The following is a 20,265-nucleotide window of genomic DNA, read 5'->3' on the forward strand; positions in this document are numbered from 1 at the left end:
TCGAATGGCCGAGGGCGTCTACAGCCAGCCCGGCTCGGGCGCCCGTTTCGACTGGGGCCCAGCGGGCGCGGCCGAGCTGTCCCGCGTCTGCTCGGTCCTGGTGGTGGTGGACGTGCTGTCCTTCTCGACCGCGGTGGACGTCGCGGTGAGCCGGGGCATCCGCGTCCACCCGTTCCCCTGGAGCGACCAGGCCCACGCGTACGCGACCCGCTTGGGCGCCGCCGTCGCCGTCGGCCGCGGGCAGACCAGCGCCGAGCAGCCCTGGAGCCTGTCCCCGGCCGCCCTGCAGTCGGCCCCGCAGGTCGACCAGCTCGTCCTGCCCTCCCCGAACGGCGCCGCGATCTGCTCGGCCGCGGCTTCCACGGGCGTCCCGGTGGTGGCCGCGTGCCTGCGCAACGCCCCGGCCGTGGCCCGCTGGCTGCACGCCCACGGCCACGGCACCCCGACGAGCCCGGCGGGCGTGATCGCGGCGGGCGAGCTCTGGCCGGACGGAACCCTCCGCCCGTGCGTCGAAGACCTCCTCGGCGCGGCCGCGGTGCTCGACGGACTGTCGATGCTGGGCTCGCCGCTGTCGGTGGAGGCGGCGGTCACGCTGGCGGCCTTGGCCGCGGTGCGCAACGTGGGGGCGGCCGTGCGGCGGTGCGTGAGCGGGCAGGAGCTGATCCAGCGGGGCTTCTCGGAGGATGTGCGCCTGGCCGCCCAGTCGGGCCCCTCGCACACGGTGCCGATCATGACCGACGGGGAGTCGTTCGCCTCGGCCGCTTAGCCGACTTCGCGGTAGAGCGATTGGTGGAGATCGCGTCCGCAGTGGTTCGGCTACTCGCAGCCGTCGTCGAACTCGCTGAGCCGATCCGGGGGCACCATCCGCAGATCGCCGACGTCGAGCCCGTGGGCGTGCAAGAGTCGCTGCAGGCCGGCGACGGTCACGAAGGACCGGGCGCCCAGCGGGGAGATCGCCTCGAACCAGGTGCGCCGCCCGCTGTCGTCGAAGTCGCCGACGGTCTCCTCGACCCGCCAGCCGTCCGCGTGGAGCACGACACCCATGCAGCCATGATCGCTCGGCGTTTTCGCTGGTCAAGGGGGCGTTGAGAACTACAGCGGTGATATTCGCGAGCCGCCGTTGCCGCCTGCGCCCGGCCCGGAGCGGGGGCTGAGGATCGCTGCTCGTCCTTCGCGCGGGTGCGGCGGGTGGCCGAGTGCGAGGGATGCGGGCGCGGGCCCGGCGGCGTGAACTAGCCTTCGCTCTTGAGGAAGTGTTCGCGGACCACGTACGTCGGGCGGCCCATGCCGTGGGCGTGCACGCGCCCGAGGTACTCCCCCAGCACCCCGATCCCGATCATCTGCGCCGACGAGAAGATCGTGATCAGCGAGGCGAGCGTCGTGAACCCGGCGACCTTCGTGTCCCCGGTGAAGTAGAGCCACACCAGGCGCGCGGTGAGCAGGACCCCGCAGACGCCGATGATGAAGCCCAGGTACGTCACGAGCCGCAGCGGCTTCGTCGAGTAGCCGAGGATCATGTTGATCGCGTGCTTCATGAGCGAGCGGAACGTGAAGCCCGACCGGCCCTCGGTGCGCTGGTCCATGCGTACCACGACCGAGCCGACCCGGGTGGTGGTCCACGACAGCACGATGTCCACGGACACGTGCGGGCCGCTCACCTGGTCGAAACCGGACCGCAGGAAGGTGCGGAAGATGCGCAGCGCGCCGAGGACGTCCGCGTTCGGGATGCCCATGGTCCGGCCCATCACCAGGTTCTTGGCGCCCCACGAGCTGAGGTTGCGCAGCATCCCGTGCTCCTCGGCCTCGGACACCGCGTAGACCACGTCGAGGTCGTCGGTCAGCGCGGCGACGAGCTTGGGCAGTTCCTCCGGCGGGTGCTGCAGGTCGTCGTCCATGGTGATGATCCGCTCGCAGGACGCGGCCCGGATGCCGGCGATGAGCGCGTTGTGCTGGCCGTAGTTGCGGGCCATCCGGATCGCCTGCACGTGGGGGTGCTCGGCGGCCAGGTCGCGGGCGACGTCCCAGGTGGCGTCGGTGCTGTCGACCACGAGGATGATCTCGTGCACCGGGTCGATCGTCGGCAGGACCGCGCCCAGCCGCTGGACCAGGCGCGGCAGGATGCTCGCCGAGCGGTAGCAGGGGACGACGACGGAGACGGACACGCGGAGCTCCAAAAAGAAATCAAGCGACCGTGATGATGCGGGTGAACTCGTGCAGCAGGTCGAGGCCGTCCCAGACGCCGGCGAAGGTCAGCGCCTGGCCGAACGGCACGATCCGGTCCAGGCCGCGCCCGGCGACGAGGGTGACGAAGTCGTCGAGCTCGGCGAGCGTGAAGCCGAAGTGCGCGAGGGTCTGGTCCTTGCGCCGGATCGCCGGGGCCAGCTCGGCGAGCGAGCCGACGGTGACGTGGCAGACCGTGCCGGCGCCGAGCCAGCCGCGCTGCAGCTCCTCGAGGCCGGCCAACTCCACCTCGGCCAGCGCGTTGCCGGCGAACGTGACCCGGGTCGCGGCGCCCTCGGCGGCCAGCCCGTAGGTGGCCACGTACTTCTCCACCGCCATGGCCGGGTCGACCGTCCACTTGCGCAGCGAGATCTCCTCGGTCAGCAGGCCCGTGAACTCGGCGCGGGCGTGTTCGGCGTCCGCGGGCTCGCCCACCCAGCACAGGTCCCGCGGCGAGGAGCACGCGGCCTGGTCGAACCAGTAGAGGTCGTTGGCGAACCCGGCGACCGCCGCGCGGCGCTGCTGGGCCGTGGCCGAGCGCCAGCCGGCGACCGAGATCGCCGCGAACGAGCTGCGGTCCGGGAAGGCCAGCTCGCGCGCCAGCGGGCGGATCGGGTGGCGGCGCAGCGCGGTCACCGAGGCGTCCCCGCCCCAGAGCACCCGCAGGTCACACGCCGCGCTGAGGGCCGCGGTCAGGGTGTCGTCGCGGTCGTACGTCACCATCCGCTGCGTCTGCGCCACGGCCGGATCGGCCTCGGCGAGCACGGCGTTGAGCGCCTCCAGCACCGCGTCGGCCGCACCGGCCGAGCGGCTGGAGATGCGCACCACGTTGTGGTTGCCGGCCAGCGCGGAGAGCGCCCAGCTGTACACGAAGATCGTGTCCACGTTCGCCGGCGGGAAGTGCAGCACGAGGCCGCGGGGGGCCCGGCGCTGGCCGGCCACGCCGTCGCCGAGGCGGGCCACCGCCCGCGCCAGCTCGCCCTTGCGCAGGAAGAAGCCGAGCGAGCCGAGCTCCGGGTGGCGCCGCGCCACGTCGGGGCGCAGCAGGCGGCGGGAGAACGCGACGAGGAAGTCGCGGATGCGCTCGTCGCCGACGACCAGGCGCCCGCCCGGCGGCTCGGCGGTGACCTCGGTCAGGAGCGCGTCCAGGCCGAGCTGGGCCGAAAAATGCGGAAATTTCACGATGAACTGGCTCAAACGACTGCCCCCACGAACGTGTCGCTGCAGCCCCGAGCCTCGGCCCGCGGCAGGCGGCCCAGGATCGAGAACCGCTTCCCGGGCCAGGCCCCGTCGTCGATGCCGTGGACCACGCCGAGGTCCTCGGTGAGCAGGACGTGGCCGGGGTACGACTCCGGCAGCGTCGAGAGCACCTCGACCAGCCCCGGGCGGCCGGGCGGCAGCGGCTCCCAGGTGTCGGGGTCGCGGATCACGACGTCGGCGAAGTCGGGGCAGTACAGCGAGTCGCCGTCGGGCCCCTCGAGGTAGACGACCCCGATCTGCTCCACCATCCCGTAGAAGTTGTGGATGCGCGTCAGGCCCGTGTCGGTGCGGAAGGCGCGGCGGAACTCGGCGTTGCCGACCCGGCGATCGGCGAGCTTCTTCCACCCGCCCGAGTGCACGAGGACCCCGTTGGCCAGGTCCAGCCGGTGGTCGCGGGCGAGCTCGTACAGGTACTGCCACACCATGAAGGTGAAGCCGAACACCAGGAACGGCTTGTCCCCGTGCGCGGCCAGGAAACCGCGGACCGCCTCGGCGTCGGGGCGCCCGGCCTCGTCCAGGGCCCAGACGTGGTCCCGGCCGAACGTGGCCATGCCCAGCACGCCCGCGCCCCGGGCGCTGAACGAGCGCCGGTCCTTGATCACCGACTTGGTGTCGACCACGAGCATCGGCAGCCGGCGCGGGCCCAGCACGGTCTGCAGGGTCTCGCCGAGCATCCGGGTCTGCGCGGCCGCGGCCGCCTTGTCGAGGTAGATCCGGCTCACGTCGCCGGTGGTCCCGCTGGAGGTGAGGACCTTGAAGACCTCGTCGTCGGGGATGCTCTTGAGCGCGTGGGTCTTGAACAGCCGGACCGGCAGCCAGGGCAGCTCGGCGGTGTCGCGGTACACGCGGCCGGTGGGGTGCCCGGTCGCGGCGAGGATGTTGGCGTACGCCGAACCCCGCGCCCGGTGCCGCTCGGTCAGCTCGATGAGCCGCGGCAGCAGCCGCGCCTCCTTCTCGAGCTCCGGAAGGGTGAAGACGGTCATGGCAGAACCTCCGCCGGGCGACAGAGCTCCGGCAGCGTGGAGACGGTCATCGCAGAACCTCCGCCGGGCGACAGAGCTCCGGCAGCGTGGAGACGGTCATCGCAGAACCTCCGCCGGGCGACAGAGCTCCGGCAGCGTGGAGACGGTCATCGCAGAACCTCCGCCGGGCGACAGAGCTCCCGCAGCGTGGAGAAGACGGTCATCGCAGACCCTCCAGCGCGCGGTAGTCGACCTTGCCGTTGCTCAGCAGCGGCAGGGCCTCGATCGCGCGCACGTCGAAGCCGGTCCAGTGCAGCTTCAGCCGGTCGGCCAGGGTCCGGCGCAGGTGCGGCGGCTCCCCGTCGGTGACGAAGACGACCAGCTTGTCGTCGCCGGAGACGGCCGCGGCCGGCACGGGCAGCATCCGCTCGACGTCGTCGAGGTTGAGCCGCACCCCGAAGACCTTGCCGAAGCGCTTGCGCCGCCCGTCGATCCAGAGGTACCCGTCCGCGTCGAGCCGCCCCAGGTCGCCGGTCACGAGCAGGCCGTCGTGGTCGTCCCCGCGCGCGAGGTCGGCCGCGGTCCCGGCGTAGCCGAGCATCACGTTGGGGCCGCGGTAGAGCACCTCGCCGCGCACGTCCGGCGCGGTGGTCTCGGTGCCGTCCTCGAGCCGGATGCTCAGCCGCCCGCCGGGGACCGCGGGGCCGACCGAGCCGAGCTTCTCGCCGAGGCGGCCGGCCGGGAGCGTGGTGAGGCGCGGGGCGGCCTCCGTCTGGCCGTACATGACGAACAGCCGCCCGCCGACCGACGTCATCCGCTCGTGGAAGTCGCGCACCAGCTCCGGACGCAGCCGGCCGCCGGCCTGGGTGAGCGTGCGCAGCGCCGGGTGCCGGGCGGGGTCGAAGCGCAGGCGGACCAGCATCTCGTACTGCGACGGCACCAACGCCAGCGAGGTCACGCCGAGGCCGTCGACGGCGGGCCAGAACCCGCGGCCGAGCAGCCCCTCGGGCTCGACGACCAGCGTGGCCCCGGCGGCCAGGTGGGTGTTGAGCACGGACATGCCGTAGCTGTAGTAGAACGGCAGCGCGCTGATCGCGACCTCGGCCCCGGTGATCCCGAGCGCCTCGATGATCGAGTCGGCGTTGGCCAGGACCGCGCGGCGCGACAGCCGCACCAGCTTCGGGTCGCCCGTCGAGCCGGACGTGGCCAGCAGCACCGCGAGGTCCGGGTGGGGCGCGGTCTCCGGCGGCGTCTCGCGCACCCAGCCGTCGGCGACGGCCTGGTACGACTTCGGCAGCTCCTCGGCAACGGGCCCGAAGACGGCGGCCGGCTCGAAGCGGTCGACGAACTCCAGCAGGGTCTCGTCCGGCAGGCCGGGGTCGAGCAGCGCGACGGGGCGCCCGGTCTCGAACGCGGTCACGTACCGGACCACGGCCTCGACCGTCGTCGGCATGCGCAGGAACACGACGCCGGGCGGGACGCCGTCGAAGAGCCCCGGCCGCACCAGCTCCCGCACGACGTCCCCGGTCGCCGCGTCGATGATCCGCGCGTCCGGGTGCCGCAGGGCCGTCATACGACCACCCCTCCGTCGACGCCGATCACCTGGCCGGTGACGAACCGGGCCTTCGGCGAGAGCAGGAACGCGACCACGTCGGCGACCTCCTCGGGCCGGCCCAGGCGGCGCAGCGGGGTCGCCGCGATCCGCTCGGCCCGCCCGGTCTCGTCCAGCGAGGCGAGCATGTCGGTCTCGACGAACCCGGGCGCGACCGCGTTGACCCGGATGCCCGCGGGCCCGAGCTCCTTGGCCGCGGCCCGCGCGAGCCCGGCGACGGCGGCCTTCGAGGCGCCGTAGACCGCCTGGCCCGCGGCGCCGGACGTGCCCATGACGGAGGCGAGGAGCACGACGGCGGGAGCCGTACCGCGCCGCAGCAGCTTCACCGCCGCCTGCAGCGTGTGCGCGGCGCCGGCCGCGTTCACGGCGAAGAGCCGGTCGACGGCCTCGGCGCCCATCATCCCGAGCAGCCCGGCCTCGTGCACGCCCGCGTTGACGACGAGCGCGTCGAGGCGGCGGTGGCGTTCGAAGACGGCGCGGACCATGTCGGCCACGTCGCCGGGGCGGCTCACGTCGCCGTGCACGAGCAGGTGCTCGCCCGGGATCGCCTCGGCCGTGGCCTTGGCCGAGCCCTCCTCGCGCCCGTGCAGCACGAGCTGGTAGCCCTCGGCGGCGAGGGCCGCGGCGACCGCCCGGCCGATCCCGCGGGACGAGCCGGTGACCAGGGCGACCCGCGGGTGCTCAGCCGGCGAGCGCAACGTCGTGCTTCCCCAGGATCTCGACGGCCTTGTCGAAGGAGCTCAGGTCGATGACCTCGTCGGTGTCGATCATGACGTCGAAGGCGTCCTCGATCTCGGCGATCAGCGTCAGGTGCGCCAGCGAGTCCCACTGCTCGATGCCGCGGTACTCCAGCCGGTCGACGTCGAGGTCCTCCGGCAGGCCCAGCGCCGTGCGGAACGCGGCGCGGAGACGGTCGAGGTTGCTCATCGGCGGTCCTTCGGGGTCGGCGCATCCCTGAGGGTGGTGCGCGAGTTGTACGGATCGTCATGCGGTTCAACGACCCAGGAGGTCCCGAAGGTGCTGCGCGAGGCCCGCGAGTCCGACGTGGAGACGATCCGGAGCTGGCGAAACCACCCGAAGACCAGGGGCGCGAGCATCTACACGGCGTTCATCACGCCCGAGGGGCACGCCCGGTGGTGGGCCAACGTGTGCTCGGACCCGGCCCGGCGCGTGCTGATCTTCTCCTATCGGGGGCGGGACTGCGGCGTCGTGACCTTCAACGATCACGATCCGGCCGCCGGTACCGCCGAATGGGGCTTCTTCCTCGACGTCGACGGCCTCGAGGCGCGCGGTGAGCTGCTGCCGGCCTGGATGGAGCTGGAGAAGGCGGCGGTCGCCTACGCGTTCGGGGAGATGGACCTGCGCGCGTTCGGCGGGCGGACGCTCGCGTGGAACAAGCCGGTCATCGCGCTGCACAAGCGCTTCGGCTTCGTGGAGGTGCCGTCGCGGCGGTACACCACCGAGATCGACGGCACCGAGCAGCTCGTCGTGTGGACGGAGAAGTCGCGTACAACCTGAGCCTTCGCCGCACCCGTCTCAGGGAAGACGATTTCCCGGGAGGTAGCGGATGGACGACTACATCGAGTACGTCACGGCGCGGCTGCCCGCGCTGCACCGCCTCGCCTACGTGCTCAGCGGCGACGCGCACCGCGCCGACGACCTGGTCCAGCAGACCATCACCACGCTCTACGTGAAGTGGGCGAAGGTCCGGCGCGCGGAGTATCTGGACCGGTACGTCCGCAGCATGCTCGTCAACACGTTCATCGACGAGCGGCGGCTCGCCTGGGCGCGGGTGCGGCTGTTCGCCGAACCGCCCGAGCGCATCGCACCGGACTCCGACCAGGACGAGCGGACGGCCGTGCGCCACGCGCTCGCCCGCGTGCCCCGCCGCCAGCAGGCGGTGCTGGTGCTCCGCTTCTTCTACGACCTGCCGGTCACCGAGGTGGCCGAGATCCTCGGAGTGGCCGAGGGCACGGTCAAGAGCCAGACCTCCCACGGACTGGCGGCCCTGCGCCGGCTGCTCGGCGAGCAGACCGTCGCCGCCCTGACCAAGGAGCGCTGAGATGGTGGACCTGAACGAGCACAACGCCCGCGACCTGTTCCGGGCCGGCCTGTCCTCCGAGGCCCCGCGCCCGCCCCACGTCGACGTCGCCGCCGCCGTGCGCGCGGGCCGCCGCCGGCGCTCGGCCCGCCGGGCCGCGCTCGTGGGCGGGATCGCCGTGGCCACCGCGCTGGCGGTCGCGGTGCCGGCCGCGCTGGTCCTGACCCGAAACCAGAGCGCGCCGCCCGGCCTCGACCCGACGGCCGTCACGAGCGAACATCCGGTCAACCCGAACACCGGCACGCCGGGCCCGACGGCCAGGCGCTCGCTGGAGGCGCCGCCGTTCGCCCAGCCGCCCACCAGCTGCACGGCCCACGAGCTGCCGTCTCCGTCGTCGGGCGGGGAGTCGACGCTGGTGACCGCCGGCTCGCCGAACGGCAAGGTGCACTTCGGGCTGCTGTACCGCGCCGACGGCGAGAAGCAGGTGGTGCGCTGGCGCGCCGGCCAGCCCGCCATCCTCGCGTTCGAGGGCGACGAGCCCCAGATCCGGTCGGTCAACAACAACGGCGAGGCGGTCGGCGACTCCCTGGTCGACGACACGGAGACCGCCTGGCTGCTCGGCCCCGACGACCAGGCGAAGCGGCTGCCCGGCGGCGAGCACGCGCACGCCGTCGCGATCAACGGCGCCGGCGAGGTGGCCGGGACCCACAGCTCCGACGGCCCGGGCGGCCGTCCGACGGTGTGGCGCGACACCGGGGCGCCCCCCGTGGACCTGCCGCTGCCGGCGGGGGCGACGGGCGGCCAGGTGCGGGCCATCGACGACGGGGGCAACGTCTTCGGCTCGGTCACCTTCGGCACCCGGGAGCTGCCCTACACCTGGGCGCCCGACGGCACGGGCCGGCAGCTGCCGCTGCCACCGGGCACGCCGACCTCACCGAGCGGCGGCCCGAGGCCCGGGCCGAGCTCGATCGTCTACGACGCCCGGGCGGGCTGGGCGGTCGGCATCACGGGGCTGTACTCCTCGACCCCCCGGCCGGTCCGCTGGAACATGCTGACGAACACGGTCGAGGTGCTGACCGGCATCGAGCACGTCGTGGCGGTCAACGGCTCGGGCTTCATGGTCGGGGACAACGCGGCCGGCCGGAGCGTGCTGCTGGCCGAGGACCAGCGCATCGTCCTCCCGGCGATCCTGAACCCCGGCAAGGACCGGCCCAACACGCCGGCGACCATCAGCGACGACGGCCGCACCATCGCCGGCCAGGCCTGGAGGGCCGGCGGCACCTTCCAGGCCGTGGTCTGGGCCTGCCACTAGGACAGATCGGGCATGCGGCCCGGCGCCAGCCGGTCCTCGGGGTCGAGGGCCAGCTTGAGCCGGGCCGCCGCGCCCGGCAGCGGCTCGGGGCCGTAGCTGTCCACCAGCTCGCGCAGGTCCAGCGGGGCCCGCAGCAGGGTGCAGCCACCGCCCCCGCGGGCCAGCAGCACGGTGCGGGCGGCGGTCAGCATGCCGTCCAGCCGCTCCGGGGTGACCGTGTCGGGCAGCGCCACGTGCGCGACGCCCAGGCCCACCGACCCGCGCACCGGCACCGGGACGCCGGCCGCGTCCCGCAGGGCGTACACGACGGCGAAGAGCTCGCTCGAACGCCCCCAGATCTTGAGGCCGACGTCCTCGGCCGCGAACGGGTAGCGGCCCCACCACGCGGGCGGGAGCGGCTCGACGCTCGCCCCGCCGCCGAGCAGCTTCGCGGCCGACTCGGCCCGGTGCGCGACGAACGCCTCGTCGCCCTCGAAGAGCGCGGCGAGCTCGGCCGGGCGGACCCCGGCGCCGCCGGGCAGGTCGGCCTCGATCGCGGCCGGCTCCAGCGGCGAGGCGACCAGGGCCTCGGTGAGCTGCTGAACCTCCCGCGGGGTCGACACCGGGCGCACGACCCAGGCGCGTGCGGCCGGGATCGGCTCCAGCCGCACGGTCGCCTCGGTGATCACGCCGAGGGTGCCGTAGGAGCCGCAGACGTACGGCGTCAGATCCCGCCCCTCGACCGAGCGCTCGAGGCTGCCCTCGTCGAGCGCGACCCGCACGCCGGACACGAGGTCGCGCGGGGCGCCGAAGCGGTGCCGCAGCGGGCCGGCCTCGTTGGTGGCCAGGACCCCGCCGAGGGTCGCGCCCGGGGAGCCGACGTCGAGCGGCAGGCGGCGCCCCTCCCTGAGCAGGATCGCGCGCAGCGCCCGCAGCGGCGTCCCGGCCGCGACGGTCGCGGCGGTCCGGTCGGGCGCGAGGTCCAGCACGCCGGTGAGGCGCCCGACGTCGAGCAGCACGTCGGCGTGGCTCGGCGGGCTGCCCCAGTCGAGCTTCGTCCCCGCGCCGGACGCGACGACGGAGAGGCCCTCGGTCGCCGTGAACCGCAGCACCGCCGCCACCGCCGCGGCGTCCCCGGGCTCGGCCACCCAGCCGACCGGCACACCGTCGACGGTGTCGCCCGGCCCCGCCTCCCACGCGTGGTCCGGCCCACAGGCCTCGGCCAACGCCTCGATCACCGTCACCGCAAACTCCCGCTTCCCTGGTGTCACCCGCCGTGGACGTGGGGAAGATCGGTCGCTGGGATTCGCGGCTGCCCGGATGACGACATGATCCGGACATTCCCAATGACACGCTCGACTACATCCGGACATCGATGGAATGCACATGGTGCATCAACCGACACCGAACATACGTTCGAAAGCGTATTGGGTCGCTAGGACAGCCGCAAGACCTGCTTGAGGAAGGCCGCCCGGTCGGTGACGGCCGCGGCGAACCCGGCCAGGTCATGACCGGTGTCGTAGTCCTTGCGCTGCTTGGCGCCGGCGACCGCGGCGGCCAGCTCGGCCCGCTCGGCCTCGGGCACGACGGTGTCCTGGGTGCCGAACTGCAGCAGGACGGAGCGCTTGCCGCCGACGGCGACGTAGGGGCCGGCGTCGAAGCGGGCCAGGGAGTCGAGGTAGCCGTGCCAGTCGGCCGGCACCTTCTGCTTCACCAGCCAGCGGGAGAAGCGGCTGGTCCCGCCGGCGAGCACCGCGCCGTTGATGCGGGACTCGAGGCCGAGCAGCACCGCGCCGAGGGCGGCGCCGGAGTGGTGCCCGGCGTAGCCGACCCGCGAGCCGTCGCAGTCGCTGCGCCGGATGAGCAGGTCGAAGGCGCGGCGCTGGGCGACCACGGCGGCGGCGACCATCTTCGCGTCGGCGGCCGGGTCGCCGGTCGGCTTCATCGGCAGGCTGGTGATCATGACCAGCGCCTTCATCTTGGCGATGGCGGTGGCCTCGGCGAGGAGCTTGTCCCGGTCCCCGTCGGGGCCGGTGCCGAAGACGATGGCCGGCATCCGCAGGGTGTCGCCGGGGATGTCGGCGCTCACGACGTACGCGGGGATCTCGTCGTTGCCGCGCGTGTCGGAGTACGTGATGTCCTCGAGAATGACCCCGTCGCCGGTGCGCCGGTCGGTGAGCTGCGCGTTGAGCGTGGAGCCCTTGTCATAGTTGTAGAGCTTCCTGAGCTCCGCGATCGCCACCGCGGGTGGGACGTACCCCGAGGGATCGAACGTCGACGCCGCCTGGGACGCGGAGCTCGGCGAGGCGGAACCGCCCGCCGGGGACCCGCTCCCCGTGCCCGGTGTCGACGACGAACCCTCGGAGCACGCCTGGACCAGCATTGCTGCCAGTCCGGTCACCCCGATGTGCAACACCCCACGACGCCGCACCGTCATCCCTCCGTGGTCTCGCCCGAACTACGAGACCTTGACGGTACCGGCGTCGCTCTCTCCTGATGGACAGACCGCCCAACGACGCGCTCGGTTGCATATCCGCGCGCGGGTTTTGCCGGGGCCAGGGGTAACGTTTGGCCGTGTGACGACGACCGAGCAGCCGCCCACCGCGAAGCGGATCCCGCACGAGCGGGTCCACCACGGCGACACCGTGGTCGACGAGTATTTCTGGCTCCAGAACCGCGACGACCCCGACACGGTCGCCTACCTGGAGGCCGAGAACGCGTTCACCACCGCGGCGACGGCCCATCTCGAGCCGCTGCGCGAGACGCTGTTCAACGAGATCAAGTCGCGCACCAAGGAGACCGACCTCTCGGTGCCGACCCGCAAGGGCGGATACTGGTACTACACCCGCACCGAGGAGGGCAAGCAGTACGGCATCCACTGCCGGGTGCCCGCGGCGGAGGGTCGCGACGCGCCGCCCGAGATCGGCGACGGCACCCCGCTGCCCGGCGAGGAGGTGCTCCTCGACGGCAACGCGCTCGCGGGCGACTCCGAGTACTTCGCCCTCGGCACGTTCGACCTGAGCGTGGACGGGCAGCTGCTGGCGTACAGCACCGACTTCTCCGGCGACGAGCGCTTCACGCTGCGGGTCAAGGACCTGCGCACCGGCGAGGACCGGCCCGACGTCATCGAGAACGCGTTCTACGGCTCGGCGTGGTCCGCCGACGGCTCGACGCTGTTCTACGTGACGGTCGACGAGGCCTGGCGCCCCAACCGCGTGTGGCGTCACGCGATGGGGACGACCGGCGAGGACGCGATCGTCTTCGAGGAGCCCGACGAGCGCTTCTGGGTCGGCATCGAGCTCACGCGCTCGGAGCGGTTCCTGCTCATCGACGTCAACAGCAAGGTCACCAGCGAGGTGCTGGTGATCCCGGCCGACGCGCCGCTGACCCCGCCGCGCTCGATCGCGCCCCGGCGGCAGGGCGTGGAGTACTCGGTCGAGCACCACGGGCACCGCTTCCTGATCCTGCACAACGACGGCGCCGAGGACTTCGCGCTCGCCTACACCTCGGTGGACAACCCGGGCGACTGGACCACGCTCATCGAGCACGAGCCCGGCACCCGGCTGCTGCAGGTCGACGCGTTCTCCGGGCACCTGGTGGTCTCGCTGCGCCGCGACGGGCTGACCGGCCTCCGGGTGGTGCCGCTGCAGGGGGCCGCGCAGTACGACATCGCCTTCCCCGAGCCGCTGTACTCGGTCGGCCCGGAGGCGAACCTGGAGTACGACACCACCTCGTTCCGCCTGCACTACGTGTCGATGGTGACCCCGGACTCCGTGTTCGACTGCAACCTCGACAGCGGCGAGCTGACCCTGCGCAAGCAGAAGCCGGTGCTCGGCGACTTCGACGCGTCCCGCTACGAGCAGCACCGCGAGTGGGCGATCGCCGGCGACGGCACGCGGGTGCCGATCTCCATCGTGGCCCGCAAGGGCACGCCGCGGGACGGCTCCACGCCGGCGGTGCTGTACGGCTACGGCTCCTACGAGTCCTCCATGGACCCGTGGTTCTCGATCCCCCGCCTGTCGCTGCTCGACCGCGGGGTGGTCTTCGCCATCGCGCACATCCGCGGCGGCGGGGAGATGGGCCGGCGCTGGTACGACGAGGGCAAGATGCTGGCCAAGATGAACACGTTCACGGACTTCATCGCCTGCGCCGAGCACCTGGTCAAGGCCGGCTGGACGGCGCCGGAGCGGCTCATCGCCCGCGGCGGCTCGGCCGGCGGGCTGCTCATGGGCGCGGTGGCCAACCTGGCGCCCGGGGCCTTCGGCGGGATCGTGGCGCAGGTGCCGTTCGTCGACGCGCTCAACACGATCCTGGACCCGTCGCTGCCGCTCACCGTCACGGAGTGGGAGGAGTGGGGCAATCCGCTGCAGGATCCGGAGGTGTACGCGTACATGAAGTCGTACACCCCCTACGAGAATCTCGCGGCGGTGCCGTACCCGGCGATCCTGGCGGTCACCAGCCTCAACGACACCCGGGTGCTCTTCCACGAGCCGGCCAAGTGGGTGGCCCGGCTGCGGGCGACGTCCCCGTCGACCCATGTGCTGCTCAAGACCGAGATGGGCGCGGGGCACGGCGGGCCGAGCGGGCGCTATGACGCGTGGCGCGAGGAGGCCTTCGTCGTGGCCTGGCTCCTCGATCGGGTCGGCCTGGCCTGACGCTCGGACGGGTTGTCCACAGGCTGTGGACAACAACCTGTGGACAACCCGCCGCCAGCCTGTGGAAAACTCCGCCGGAACGAGCGCCCGCGCGCGGCGTGACTGTGCGGATCCCCACAGGCATTACCCACAGCCTGTGGACAACCTTAAGCGAACAGCCTCGCGGCGAGCTCGGGCGCGATGTTGCCGCCGCTGATCACCGCGACCGTCCGGCCGGCCGGCAGCTCGTCGCGGCGGTGCAGCACCGCGGCCGTGGCCACCGCGCCGCTGGGCTCGACGATGAGGCGGGCCTTGCGCGCGAGCGTGCGGACGGTGTCGAGGATCTCCTCCTCGCTGACGGTCACGATCGCGTCGAGGTAGGTCGACAGGTGGGCCAGCGTCAGCTCGGACAGCGGCGTGCGCAGCCCGTCGGCGACGGTGGCGAGCATCCGCTCGACCGGCCAGACCCGGACCATGCCCGCGGCCAGGCTCTCGGCGGCGTCGGCCGCGACGGCGGGCTCCACGCCGATGACCGCCACGTGCGGGGCGAGCGACTTGATCGCGGTCGCGACCCCGGAGGAGAGTCCCCCGCCGCCGACCGGCACGACGACCACGTCGACGTTGGAGAGGTCCTCGAAGATCTCCAGCCCGATGGTGCCCTGGCCGGCGATGATGTCGGGGTGGTCGTACGGCGGGATCAGCGTCAGCCCCCGCTCCTCGACGAGCCGCTTGGCCTCGATCTCGCGCTGCGCCTGCGGGACCAGGATGACCTCGGCGCCGTAGCCGCGGGTCGCCTCGATCTTCAGCGGGGTCGAGACGTCGGGCATGACGACCGTGACCGGCACCCCGAGCGCGCGGCCCGCGTAGGCGAGGGCCTGCCCGTGGTTGCCGGAGGAGTGCGTGACCACGCCGGTGCGCCGGCGCTCGAGGTCCAGACGGTGCAGCGCGTTGGTAGCGCCGCGGAGTTTGAACGCGCCGATGGGCTGCAGGCTCTCGGGTTTGAGCCACAGCTCCTCGGCCCAGGGGCTGGGCAGGAGCGGGGTGCGCACCACGAGCCCGGACACCCGCGCGGCCGCGTCGCGGATGTCGTCCAGGTGAACGAGGTTTTGCTGGAGGGCGGTCACGGCGCCAATCCTGACATCACCTGGCCCGGATCGCCCTCGTCCCTTGTGCCGAATGAGAGATCCATAACGTCCTGCTCAGCTAGCCGGAGCTGTAGTAGCGCGCGGCTCCGGGATGCAGGGGAATGGGCTCGGTCTGCGGGGCGGCGCCCTTGTCGAAGTTGCCGCCCTCCGGATGCACCCGGCTCAGCTCCTGCTGATACTCGAACAGCACCTTGGCCAGGTCGTGCGCGAGCTGCTCGGGCATGTCGGGCGAGACGACGATGAAGTTGCCCACGGCGATCGTGTCGATGTCGGCGACGGTGTTGTACGCCGCCTTGGGGATCTTCGCGCCGCCGTAGACCGCCCCGTACTTCTGCGTCAGCGGCTGCAGCAGCTCGCCGAGCGGGATGATCGCGAACGAGTTGGGCTGGGTGTTGAGCAGGTCGGCGATGCCGGGCGTGGGCAGGCCGCCGGTGAAGAACAGCGCGTCGGTGGTGCCCGCCAGCATGCCCTTCGTGGTCTCCGGCAGTGACAGGCGCTGGCGCACCACGTCGGCGTCGGGGTTGAGCCCGCCGGCGGCGAGGATGCGCCCGGCCAGCACGTCCGCGCCCGAGCCCTGCGAGCCGGTCGAGACCCGCTTGCCGCGCAGGTCCGAGAACCTCGTGATGCCCGCGGCCCGGCGCACCACCAGGTGCTCGTAGCTCTTGTAGATCCGGGCCAGGGCCACGACCTTCTGCGGCTTGCCCTCGAAGGCGCCCTTGCCCGCGTAGGCGTCGGCGGCGGTGTCGGCCAGCGTCAGCGCGATGTCCATGTCGCCGCTCGCGACCCGCTGGATGTTCTCGCCCGACGCGCCGGTCGCCTCCGCACGGGCCTCGTAGCCCTTCACGTGCTTGGTGATCAGGTCGGCGTAGCCGCCGCCGAGCGAGTAGAACACACCGGTCGTGTTGCCGGTGGCGATGAACAGGCGCCCGCCGTGCCACAGCCCGGCGCCGGGGCGGTCGGACGTGCTCGAGCAGCCGGCGACGGCGAGGATCGCCGCCGCCAGCACGAATGCCAGATGCCGTCTGTTCAAGCGGACCTTCTCACCGGCTCAGCGGGACAGGGCGTCACGGGGCAGGGGGTCGAGCGCGTCGGCGACGCGGTGGACCAGCATCGCGGTCTCGTAGCCGACCTGGCCGAGGTCGCAGCCGGGCGCCGCGAGGACGCCGAGCAGCGCCCGGTCGCCGACGGCCATCACGATCATGACGCCGCCGTCCATGTCGACGATGGTCTGGCGCACGTTGCCGGCCTGCATGACCCGGGCCGCCCCGAACACCAGGCTGGCCAGCCCGCTGATCACGGCCGCGAGGTGATCGGCCTGATCGATCGGGAGGTCGGCCGAGGCGGCCAGGCGCAGCCCGTCACCGGACACGGTGATGGCGTGAGCCACGTCCGGAACCTGGCGCGCGAAGCTCACCATCAGCCAGTCGAGCTGTCCGGCGCCGTGGGGTTGCTGAGGCATCATGACGAGTCCTTTGTTCCCGGGGTTGTGCTGTTGGTGCGTCGTGCGGCCGCCGAGACGCCCTCGGCGAACGCGGACAACCGGGAGCGGATCTGCTCCGGGTCGACCGCCGCGGCGCTGCGGCTCTCGGCAGGTGGTTCGACGGATCCCGGCACCAGCTGGGCGCCGGGACGGCGGCGGGGAAGATTGTCCTGATCCTGCTCCGGCATCGAGCCACCTCCGGCACTGGACGGGCTCCCCGGACGTGGCGGCCACGTGCCGGGGGATCCCCAGGTGGTTTGTGCGGTGTACTGCGGCGGCCGGACCGGCGGGGTGGCCGGGGACGGGTTGACGGCCACCTGGGCCACGCCGCGCGGCGGGGTGTATCCGCCCGGCTGGACCCGCGGCGGCGCCGGCGGCGGGGTCGCGGACCCGCCGGCGCCGGAGTTGCCACTGCTCAGATAGGGGCGGAACCATGGCGCCGGTCCGCCCGCACCCGCGCCGGCGGGGGCCGGCGGGGCGGACGGCTCGGGCTAGCGCTGCTGCGGGATGTGCGAGGCCTCGGCGGCCCGGGCGACCGACGGCTCGGGCCGGCGCGGCTGCTGGACGTGCGGCGCGTCGGCGGCGAGCGCCGGCTCGGGGCGGCCGAGCGGGGCGCCGACGGTCGAGGGCACCTGCACCGGCCGGGCCACGGGCGGCTGGACCGCCGGGATCGTCTCGGTCGGCGCGCCCCGGCCGACCGGCAGGGCCGCGACCTGCTCGAGCAGCCGGTGCGGCAGCTCGACGTAGGCGACCGTGCCGGAGCCGTTGCCGGTGGCGTAGAGCTGGACGCGGATGCCGTGGCGGGCCGCGAGGTGGGAGACCACGTGCAGGCCCATGGTGCCGGCGGCGGCACTGCTCAGGACGCTCGGCACGGCCAGCCGGGAGTTGATCTCGGCGAGGCGGGCCGGGAGGATGCCGATGCCCTGGTCGTGCACGCGGAGCATGGCGCCGTTGCTGGTCGCCCGGGCGTCGACGGTGACCGGCTCGGTCGGCGGCGAGAAGGCGGTCGCGTTCTCGAGCAGCTCGGCCAGCAGGTGCACGAGGTCACCGACGACCGGGCCGGCGATGGCCAGGTCGGCCGGCTGGAACTCGACCCGCGCGAAGTCCTCGATCTCGGACGCGGCGGCGGTGATGACCGCGCCGAGCCCGACGGCCGCGGTCTGCGGGCGGCCGGGCTCGCCGCCGGAGAGGACCAGCAGGTTCTCCCCGTTGCGGCGCAGGCGGGCGGCGAGGTGGTCGAGGGCGAAGAGCCGGGCCAGCATGTCCGGGTCGGTCTCGTCGCGCTCGAACTCGTCGAGCAGCCGCAGCTGGCGGGTGATGAGGGTCCGGATGCGCCGGGCCAGCACCTCGGCCATGCGGGCGACGTCGACCCGCAGCTCGGCCTGCTCACCGGCGAGGCGCAGGGCGGTGCGGTGCACGGTGCCGAACGCCTCGGCCACCTGGCCGACCTCGTCGTTGAGGGCGGCGATGCCGCGCGTGACCTCGGCCGCGGTCTGCCCGTTCTCCATGAGCGACGGGGCCGGGGCCGCGGTGCCGGCCGAGACCGAGTTGATCGCGTCGGGCAGGTCGCGGCGGGCCACCTGCAGGGCCGCGCCGCGCAGCTGGTTGAGCCGGCGGGCGGTGCGGACGGCCAGCACGATGGCGATGGCCAGGGCGCCGAGGGCCAGCAGGGCGGTCAGCAGACCGGTCGCCCAGGCCCGGCGGGAGGCGCTGAGCGCGATCTGTTCGGCGCGCGCGTCGAGCCGGTCGGCGATCTCGACGGAGACGATGCTGACGCGCCGGATCACGCCGCTCTGCGCGACGAACCAGGCGTCGGCGTCGACCTTGAGCCCGGCCGGGTCCCGCTCGGCGTCGCGCACCTTGGCGCTCATGCCGTCGGCGTTGTCCACGTCGGTGCCGCGGACCTCGCTGGTGTAGAGGGCGAGCTGGTCGCCGGTGGCGACCCGGCGGAACTCGGCCTCGCGCTGCCCGCGCGCGCCCTCGACCAGCGCCAGGTTGCCCAGGTCGCCGGGCTGGAGATTGGCGCGGCTGAAGATGGTGCGCAGGAGGTCGCGCTTCACGGCGGCGTAGTGCTCGACGAAGGCGCTGGCGGCCAGGGCTCGGGCCGCGTTGGAGAGCTCGATGTCCTCGATCTGGCCGGGGACGGCGTCGGCGACGGCCAGCAGCGCGTCGGCCAGACCGCCGTAGACGACGTCGGTGACCAGCACCATCGTGGCGGTACCGTTGTCGATCGCGGCCCGGGTGAAGCCCAGCTGGCCGTAGTTCTCGCCGGCCACCCGCACCCGGTCGAACAGGGCGGGCACGGCGTCGACGGCCTTGGCGGCGTCGGCGAAGAAGCGCGAGGCGGCCTGGTCGGTGCGCGCCCGCTGGGCGGTGACCAGGGTGGCGCCGGCCTGCCCGCCGCGCTGGCGGAGGGCGCCGGTCTCGGCGAGCTCACGCTCGATCTCGTGGACGAAGAGCACGGCGCTGGTGGCCGTGATGCTCAGCGTCCGGGCGTTGCCGGCGTCGCGGGCCGAGTTCACCGCGTTGGTGACCTGGATGCCACCCAGAGCGATGAGGCCGACCATCGCGACCACGATCGGCGCGAGGAGCTGGGCGCGGACGGACTGCAGCAGGCCCGCGCGGGGACCGCCGCCCCGCCGGTGCCCGGCCACCGAGGTGTCCGTGCCCGCCGCGCGGCGGGTCGGTCCGCCGGAGGTGACGCCGTGACGCGGCACCGGGGCGCGCGAGGAGCCGCTGCCTGCCACCGCCTGGCCTCCTAAAAGTAGCGACTCCTTAACGGAGCGTCGCGAAGAGAGCGCTCCAACGCCACGGCGTCAAAGCGGGATCCACTACGGAACACGATCAGGCACGCTACTGGAAGAGGTCGGATCCCTAAAGAGTCCTTAGCCGAACGGCCGAGTCGTTATGACTGTGCGTGACGACGACGTCGCACAAAGAGCCAGGTGACGGCCGCGGCGAGCGCCAGGACGATCCCGACGACGATCCACCGACCGGAGCCGGTCGATGACGCTTCCACGGACGCGGGGCTCGGCGAGACCGCGCCGGCGCTCGGCGCGACGGTCGCGGCGGGCGCGCCGGCGGAGGCCGCCGCCGGGGACGCCGACGGTCGGCCGGAGGGCGCCTGAGGGGTCGCGACCGGCGGCAGCGTGCCCGGCTCGGTGGGCAGCGCGGTGAGACCCGGCAGGGTCGCCGAGGGGCCGACGGGCTCCAGGATCGGCGGCGGACCGGGCAGCGGCGGACCGGGCGGCGGGGTCGGCCCGAGGGCCGCGCCGCCGATCAGCACCGCGGCCACGAGCGACTTCACGACCGTCCCAACGGCATCGGGGGGACGGGGTTGAGCCTTTTGCGAGGATTAAGCGAAGCTTTACGGGATCAGCCGCGCCGGTCGTTACCGGGGACGCGCACCGGGACCGGTTCGTCGTCCCGCAGGTTCTGCACGAACTTGTAGAACAGCGCGGCGGACAGGACCACGCAGACGGCCAGGACCGTCGCCGCGGTCAGGGCGGCGCGCGAGGTCGCCACCCAGCCGGCGTCGGCGAGCAGGACGAGCAGCCACATTGCGGCCGTCGCCTTCAGGACGCGGTTGCGGTATCGACTCATGCGCAGATGGATACCCT

21 protein-coding genes are annotated in these 20,265 nt (G+C 73.2%); 5 read left to right on the top strand and 16 right to left on the bottom strand.

The window, feature by feature from the left end; genetic code table 11:
* Nucleotides 1-4 precede the first annotated feature (4 nt).
* A complete protein-coding gene (locus tag ACQP1P_RS45875) occupies nt 5-766 on the top strand; it encodes a 2-phosphosulfolactate phosphatase (RefSeq protein WP_433081365.1) in 762 nt (253 codons plus the stop codon).
* 50 nt (nt 767-816) lie between these two features.
* Here the strand turns inward: ACQP1P_RS45875 and ACQP1P_RS45880 are convergent, their stop codons facing one another.
* The 7 genes from ACQP1P_RS45880 to ACQP1P_RS45910 form a co-directional block, all read right to left on the bottom strand.
* Complete coding sequence (locus tag ACQP1P_RS45880; protein ID WP_433081367.1) at nt 817-1,044, bottom strand: hypothetical protein; 228 nt, start codon at nt 1,042-1,044, stop codon at nt 817-819.
* A gap of 188 nt (nt 1,045-1,232) precedes the next feature.
* A complete protein-coding gene (locus tag ACQP1P_RS45885; RefSeq protein ID WP_433081369.1) occupies nt 1,233-2,162 on the bottom strand; it encodes a glycosyltransferase family 2 protein in 930 nt (309 codons plus the stop codon).
* 19 nt (nt 2,163-2,181) lie between these two features.
* Nucleotides 2,182-3,402: an acyl-CoA reductase gene (locus ACQP1P_RS45890; protein WP_433081371.1), complete on the bottom strand. Its 1,221-nt coding sequence runs from the start codon at nt 3,400-3,402 to the stop codon at nt 2,182-2,184.
* 11 nt (nt 3,403-3,413) lie between these two features.
* Entirely contained in the window at nt 3,414-4,463 is a 1,050-nt protein-coding gene (locus ACQP1P_RS45895; protein ID WP_433081373.1) for an acyl-protein synthetase, read from the bottom strand.
* Nucleotides 4,464-4,662: 199 nt separating this feature from the next.
* On the bottom strand, nt 4,663-6,015 hold the full coding sequence (locus ACQP1P_RS45900; RefSeq protein WP_433081375.1) for an AMP-binding protein: 1,353 nt from the start codon (nt 6,013-6,015) through the stop codon (nt 4,663-4,665).
* Nucleotides 6,012-6,752, bottom strand: a complete 741-nt coding sequence (locus ACQP1P_RS45905) for an SDR family NAD(P)-dependent oxidoreductase (protein WP_433081377.1) — start codon at nt 6,750-6,752, stop codon at nt 6,012-6,014. Before ACQP1P_RS45905 ends, ACQP1P_RS45900 begins: the two co-directional genes overlap by 4 nt.
* Complete coding sequence (locus tag ACQP1P_RS45910; RefSeq protein WP_350620558.1) at nt 6,736-6,981, bottom strand: acyl carrier protein; 246 nt, start codon at nt 6,979-6,981, stop codon at nt 6,736-6,738. The genes ACQP1P_RS45905 and ACQP1P_RS45910 overlap by 17 nt, the downstream gene beginning before the upstream one ends.
* Before the next feature lie 90 nt (nt 6,982-7,071).
* Here ACQP1P_RS45910 and ACQP1P_RS45915 point away from each other — a divergent pair, with 90 nt between their 5' ends.
* Genes ACQP1P_RS45915 through ACQP1P_RS45925 form a run of 3 tightly spaced genes read left to right on the top strand, consistent with a single transcriptional unit; the run spans nt 7,072 to nt 9,407 of the window.
* The gene (locus ACQP1P_RS45915; protein WP_433081379.1) at nt 7,072-7,572 is read left to right on the top strand and encodes a GNAT family N-acetyltransferase; all 501 of its coding nucleotides are present in this window, start codon (nt 7,072-7,074) and stop codon (nt 7,570-7,572) included.
* A gap of 49 nt (nt 7,573-7,621) precedes the next feature.
* Nucleotides 7,622-8,116: a SigE family RNA polymerase sigma factor gene (locus ACQP1P_RS45920; protein WP_433081381.1), complete on the top strand. Its 495-nt coding sequence runs from the start codon at nt 7,622-7,624 to the stop codon at nt 8,114-8,116.
* Between the two features lies 1 nt (nt 8,117).
* Complete coding sequence (locus tag ACQP1P_RS45925; RefSeq protein ID WP_433081383.1) at nt 8,118-9,407, top strand: hypothetical protein; 1,290 nt, start codon at nt 8,118-8,120, stop codon at nt 9,405-9,407.
* Here the strand turns inward: ACQP1P_RS45925 and ACQP1P_RS45930 are convergent.
* Together ACQP1P_RS45930 and ACQP1P_RS45935 are read right to left on the bottom strand one after the other, a co-directional pair.
* Nucleotides 9,404-10,630, bottom strand: a complete 1,227-nt coding sequence (locus tag ACQP1P_RS45930; protein ID WP_433081385.1) for an FAD-binding oxidoreductase — start codon at nt 10,628-10,630, stop codon at nt 9,404-9,406. The genes ACQP1P_RS45925 and ACQP1P_RS45930 overlap by 4 nt on opposite strands.
* Nucleotides 10,631-10,821: 191 nt before the next feature.
* A complete protein-coding gene (locus ACQP1P_RS45935) occupies nt 10,822-11,628 on the bottom strand; it encodes an alpha/beta hydrolase family protein (protein WP_433081387.1) in 807 nt (268 codons plus the stop codon).
* 334 nt (nt 11,629-11,962) lie between these two features.
* Between ACQP1P_RS45935 and ACQP1P_RS45940 the strand changes: the two genes are divergently transcribed.
* Complete coding sequence (locus ACQP1P_RS45940) at nt 11,963-14,041, top strand: S9 family peptidase (protein ID WP_433081389.1); 2,079 nt, start codon at nt 11,963-11,965, stop codon at nt 14,039-14,041.
* Between the two features lie 146 nt (nt 14,042-14,187).
* Here the strand turns inward: ACQP1P_RS45940 and ACQP1P_RS45945 are convergent, their stop codons facing one another.
* The 7 genes from ACQP1P_RS45945 to ACQP1P_RS45975 form a co-directional block, all read right to left on the bottom strand.
* Nucleotides 14,188-15,144 carry a threonine ammonia-lyase gene (locus ACQP1P_RS45945; protein WP_433081391.1) on the bottom strand — a complete coding sequence of 319 codons (957 nt, stop codon included), beginning with the start codon at nt 15,142-15,144 and terminating at the stop codon, nt 14,188-14,190.
* Between the two features lie 79 nt (nt 15,145-15,223).
* Complete coding sequence (locus ACQP1P_RS45950; protein WP_433081393.1) at nt 15,224-16,195, bottom strand: TAXI family TRAP transporter solute-binding subunit; 972 nt, start codon at nt 16,193-16,195, stop codon at nt 15,224-15,226.
* Nucleotides 16,196-16,213: 18 nt separating this feature from the next.
* Complete coding sequence (locus ACQP1P_RS45955) at nt 16,214-16,627, bottom strand: roadblock/LC7 domain-containing protein (protein ID WP_433081395.1); 414 nt, start codon at nt 16,625-16,627, stop codon at nt 16,214-16,216.
* Nucleotides 16,624-16,833, bottom strand: coding sequence for a hypothetical protein (locus ACQP1P_RS45960; RefSeq protein ID WP_433081397.1), 210 nt, complete (start codon nt 16,831-16,833; stop codon nt 16,624-16,626). Before ACQP1P_RS45960 ends, ACQP1P_RS45955 begins: the two co-directional genes overlap by 4 nt.
* A gap of 303 nt (nt 16,834-17,136) precedes the next feature.
* Nucleotides 17,137-19,392, bottom strand: a complete 2,256-nt coding sequence (locus tag ACQP1P_RS45965) for a sensor histidine kinase (RefSeq protein WP_433081399.1) — start codon at nt 19,390-19,392, stop codon at nt 17,137-17,139.
* Nucleotides 19,393-19,550: 158 nt separating this feature from the next.
* Nucleotides 19,551-19,952 carry a hypothetical protein gene (locus tag ACQP1P_RS45970; RefSeq protein WP_433081401.1) on the bottom strand — a complete coding sequence of 134 codons (402 nt, stop codon included), beginning with the start codon at nt 19,950-19,952 and terminating at the stop codon, nt 19,551-19,553.
* Between the two features lie 68 nt (nt 19,953-20,020).
* Nucleotides 20,021-20,248, bottom strand: coding sequence for a hypothetical protein (locus ACQP1P_RS45975; protein ID WP_433081403.1), 228 nt, complete (start codon nt 20,246-20,248; stop codon nt 20,021-20,023).
* Between the last annotated feature and the right edge of the window lie 17 nt (nt 20,249-20,265).

It is taken from the genome of Dactylosporangium sp. CA-052675, assembly GCF_050947935.1.
In the GTDB taxonomy this organism is placed as follows: Bacteria; Actinomycetota; Actinomycetes; order Mycobacteriales; family Micromonosporaceae; genus Dactylosporangium.

Bases quoted from the DNA above. Each gene is read 5' to 3' on its own strand.
- ACQP1P_RS45955 (WP_433081395.1), bottom strand. From the start codon at position 16,627: ATGATGCCTCAGCAACCCCACGGCGCCGGACAGCTCGACTGGCTGATG.
- ACQP1P_RS45895 (WP_433081373.1), bottom strand. From the start codon at position 4,463: ATGACCGTCTTCACCCTTCCGGAGCTCGAGAAGGAGGCGCGGCTGCTG.
- ACQP1P_RS45960 (WP_433081397.1), bottom strand. From the start codon at position 16,833: ATGCCGGAGCAGGATCAGGACAATCTTCCCCGCCGCCGTCCCGGCGCC.
- ACQP1P_RS45920 (WP_433081381.1), top strand. From the start codon at position 7,622: ATGGACGACTACATCGAGTACGTCACGGCGCGGCTGCCCGCGCTGCAC.
- ACQP1P_RS45910 (WP_350620558.1), bottom strand. From the start codon at position 6,981: ATGAGCAACCTCGACCGTCTCCGCGCCGCGTTCCGCACGGCGCTGGGC.
- ACQP1P_RS45875 (WP_433081365.1), top strand. From the start codon at position 5: ATGGCCGAGGGCGTCTACAGCCAGCCCGGCTCGGGCGCCCGTTTCGAC.
- ACQP1P_RS45880 (WP_433081367.1), bottom strand. From the start codon at position 1,044: ATGGGTGTCGTGCTCCACGCGGACGGCTGGCGGGTCGAGGAGACCGTC.
- ACQP1P_RS45975 (WP_433081403.1), bottom strand. From the start codon at position 20,248: ATGAGTCGATACCGCAACCGCGTCCTGAAGGCGACGGCCGCAATGTGG.
- ACQP1P_RS45900 (WP_433081375.1), bottom strand. From the start codon at position 6,015: ATGACGGCCCTGCGGCACCCGGACGCGCGGATCATCGACGCGGCGACC.
- ACQP1P_RS45925 (WP_433081383.1), top strand. From the start codon at position 8,118: ATGGTGGACCTGAACGAGCACAACGCCCGCGACCTGTTCCGGGCCGGC.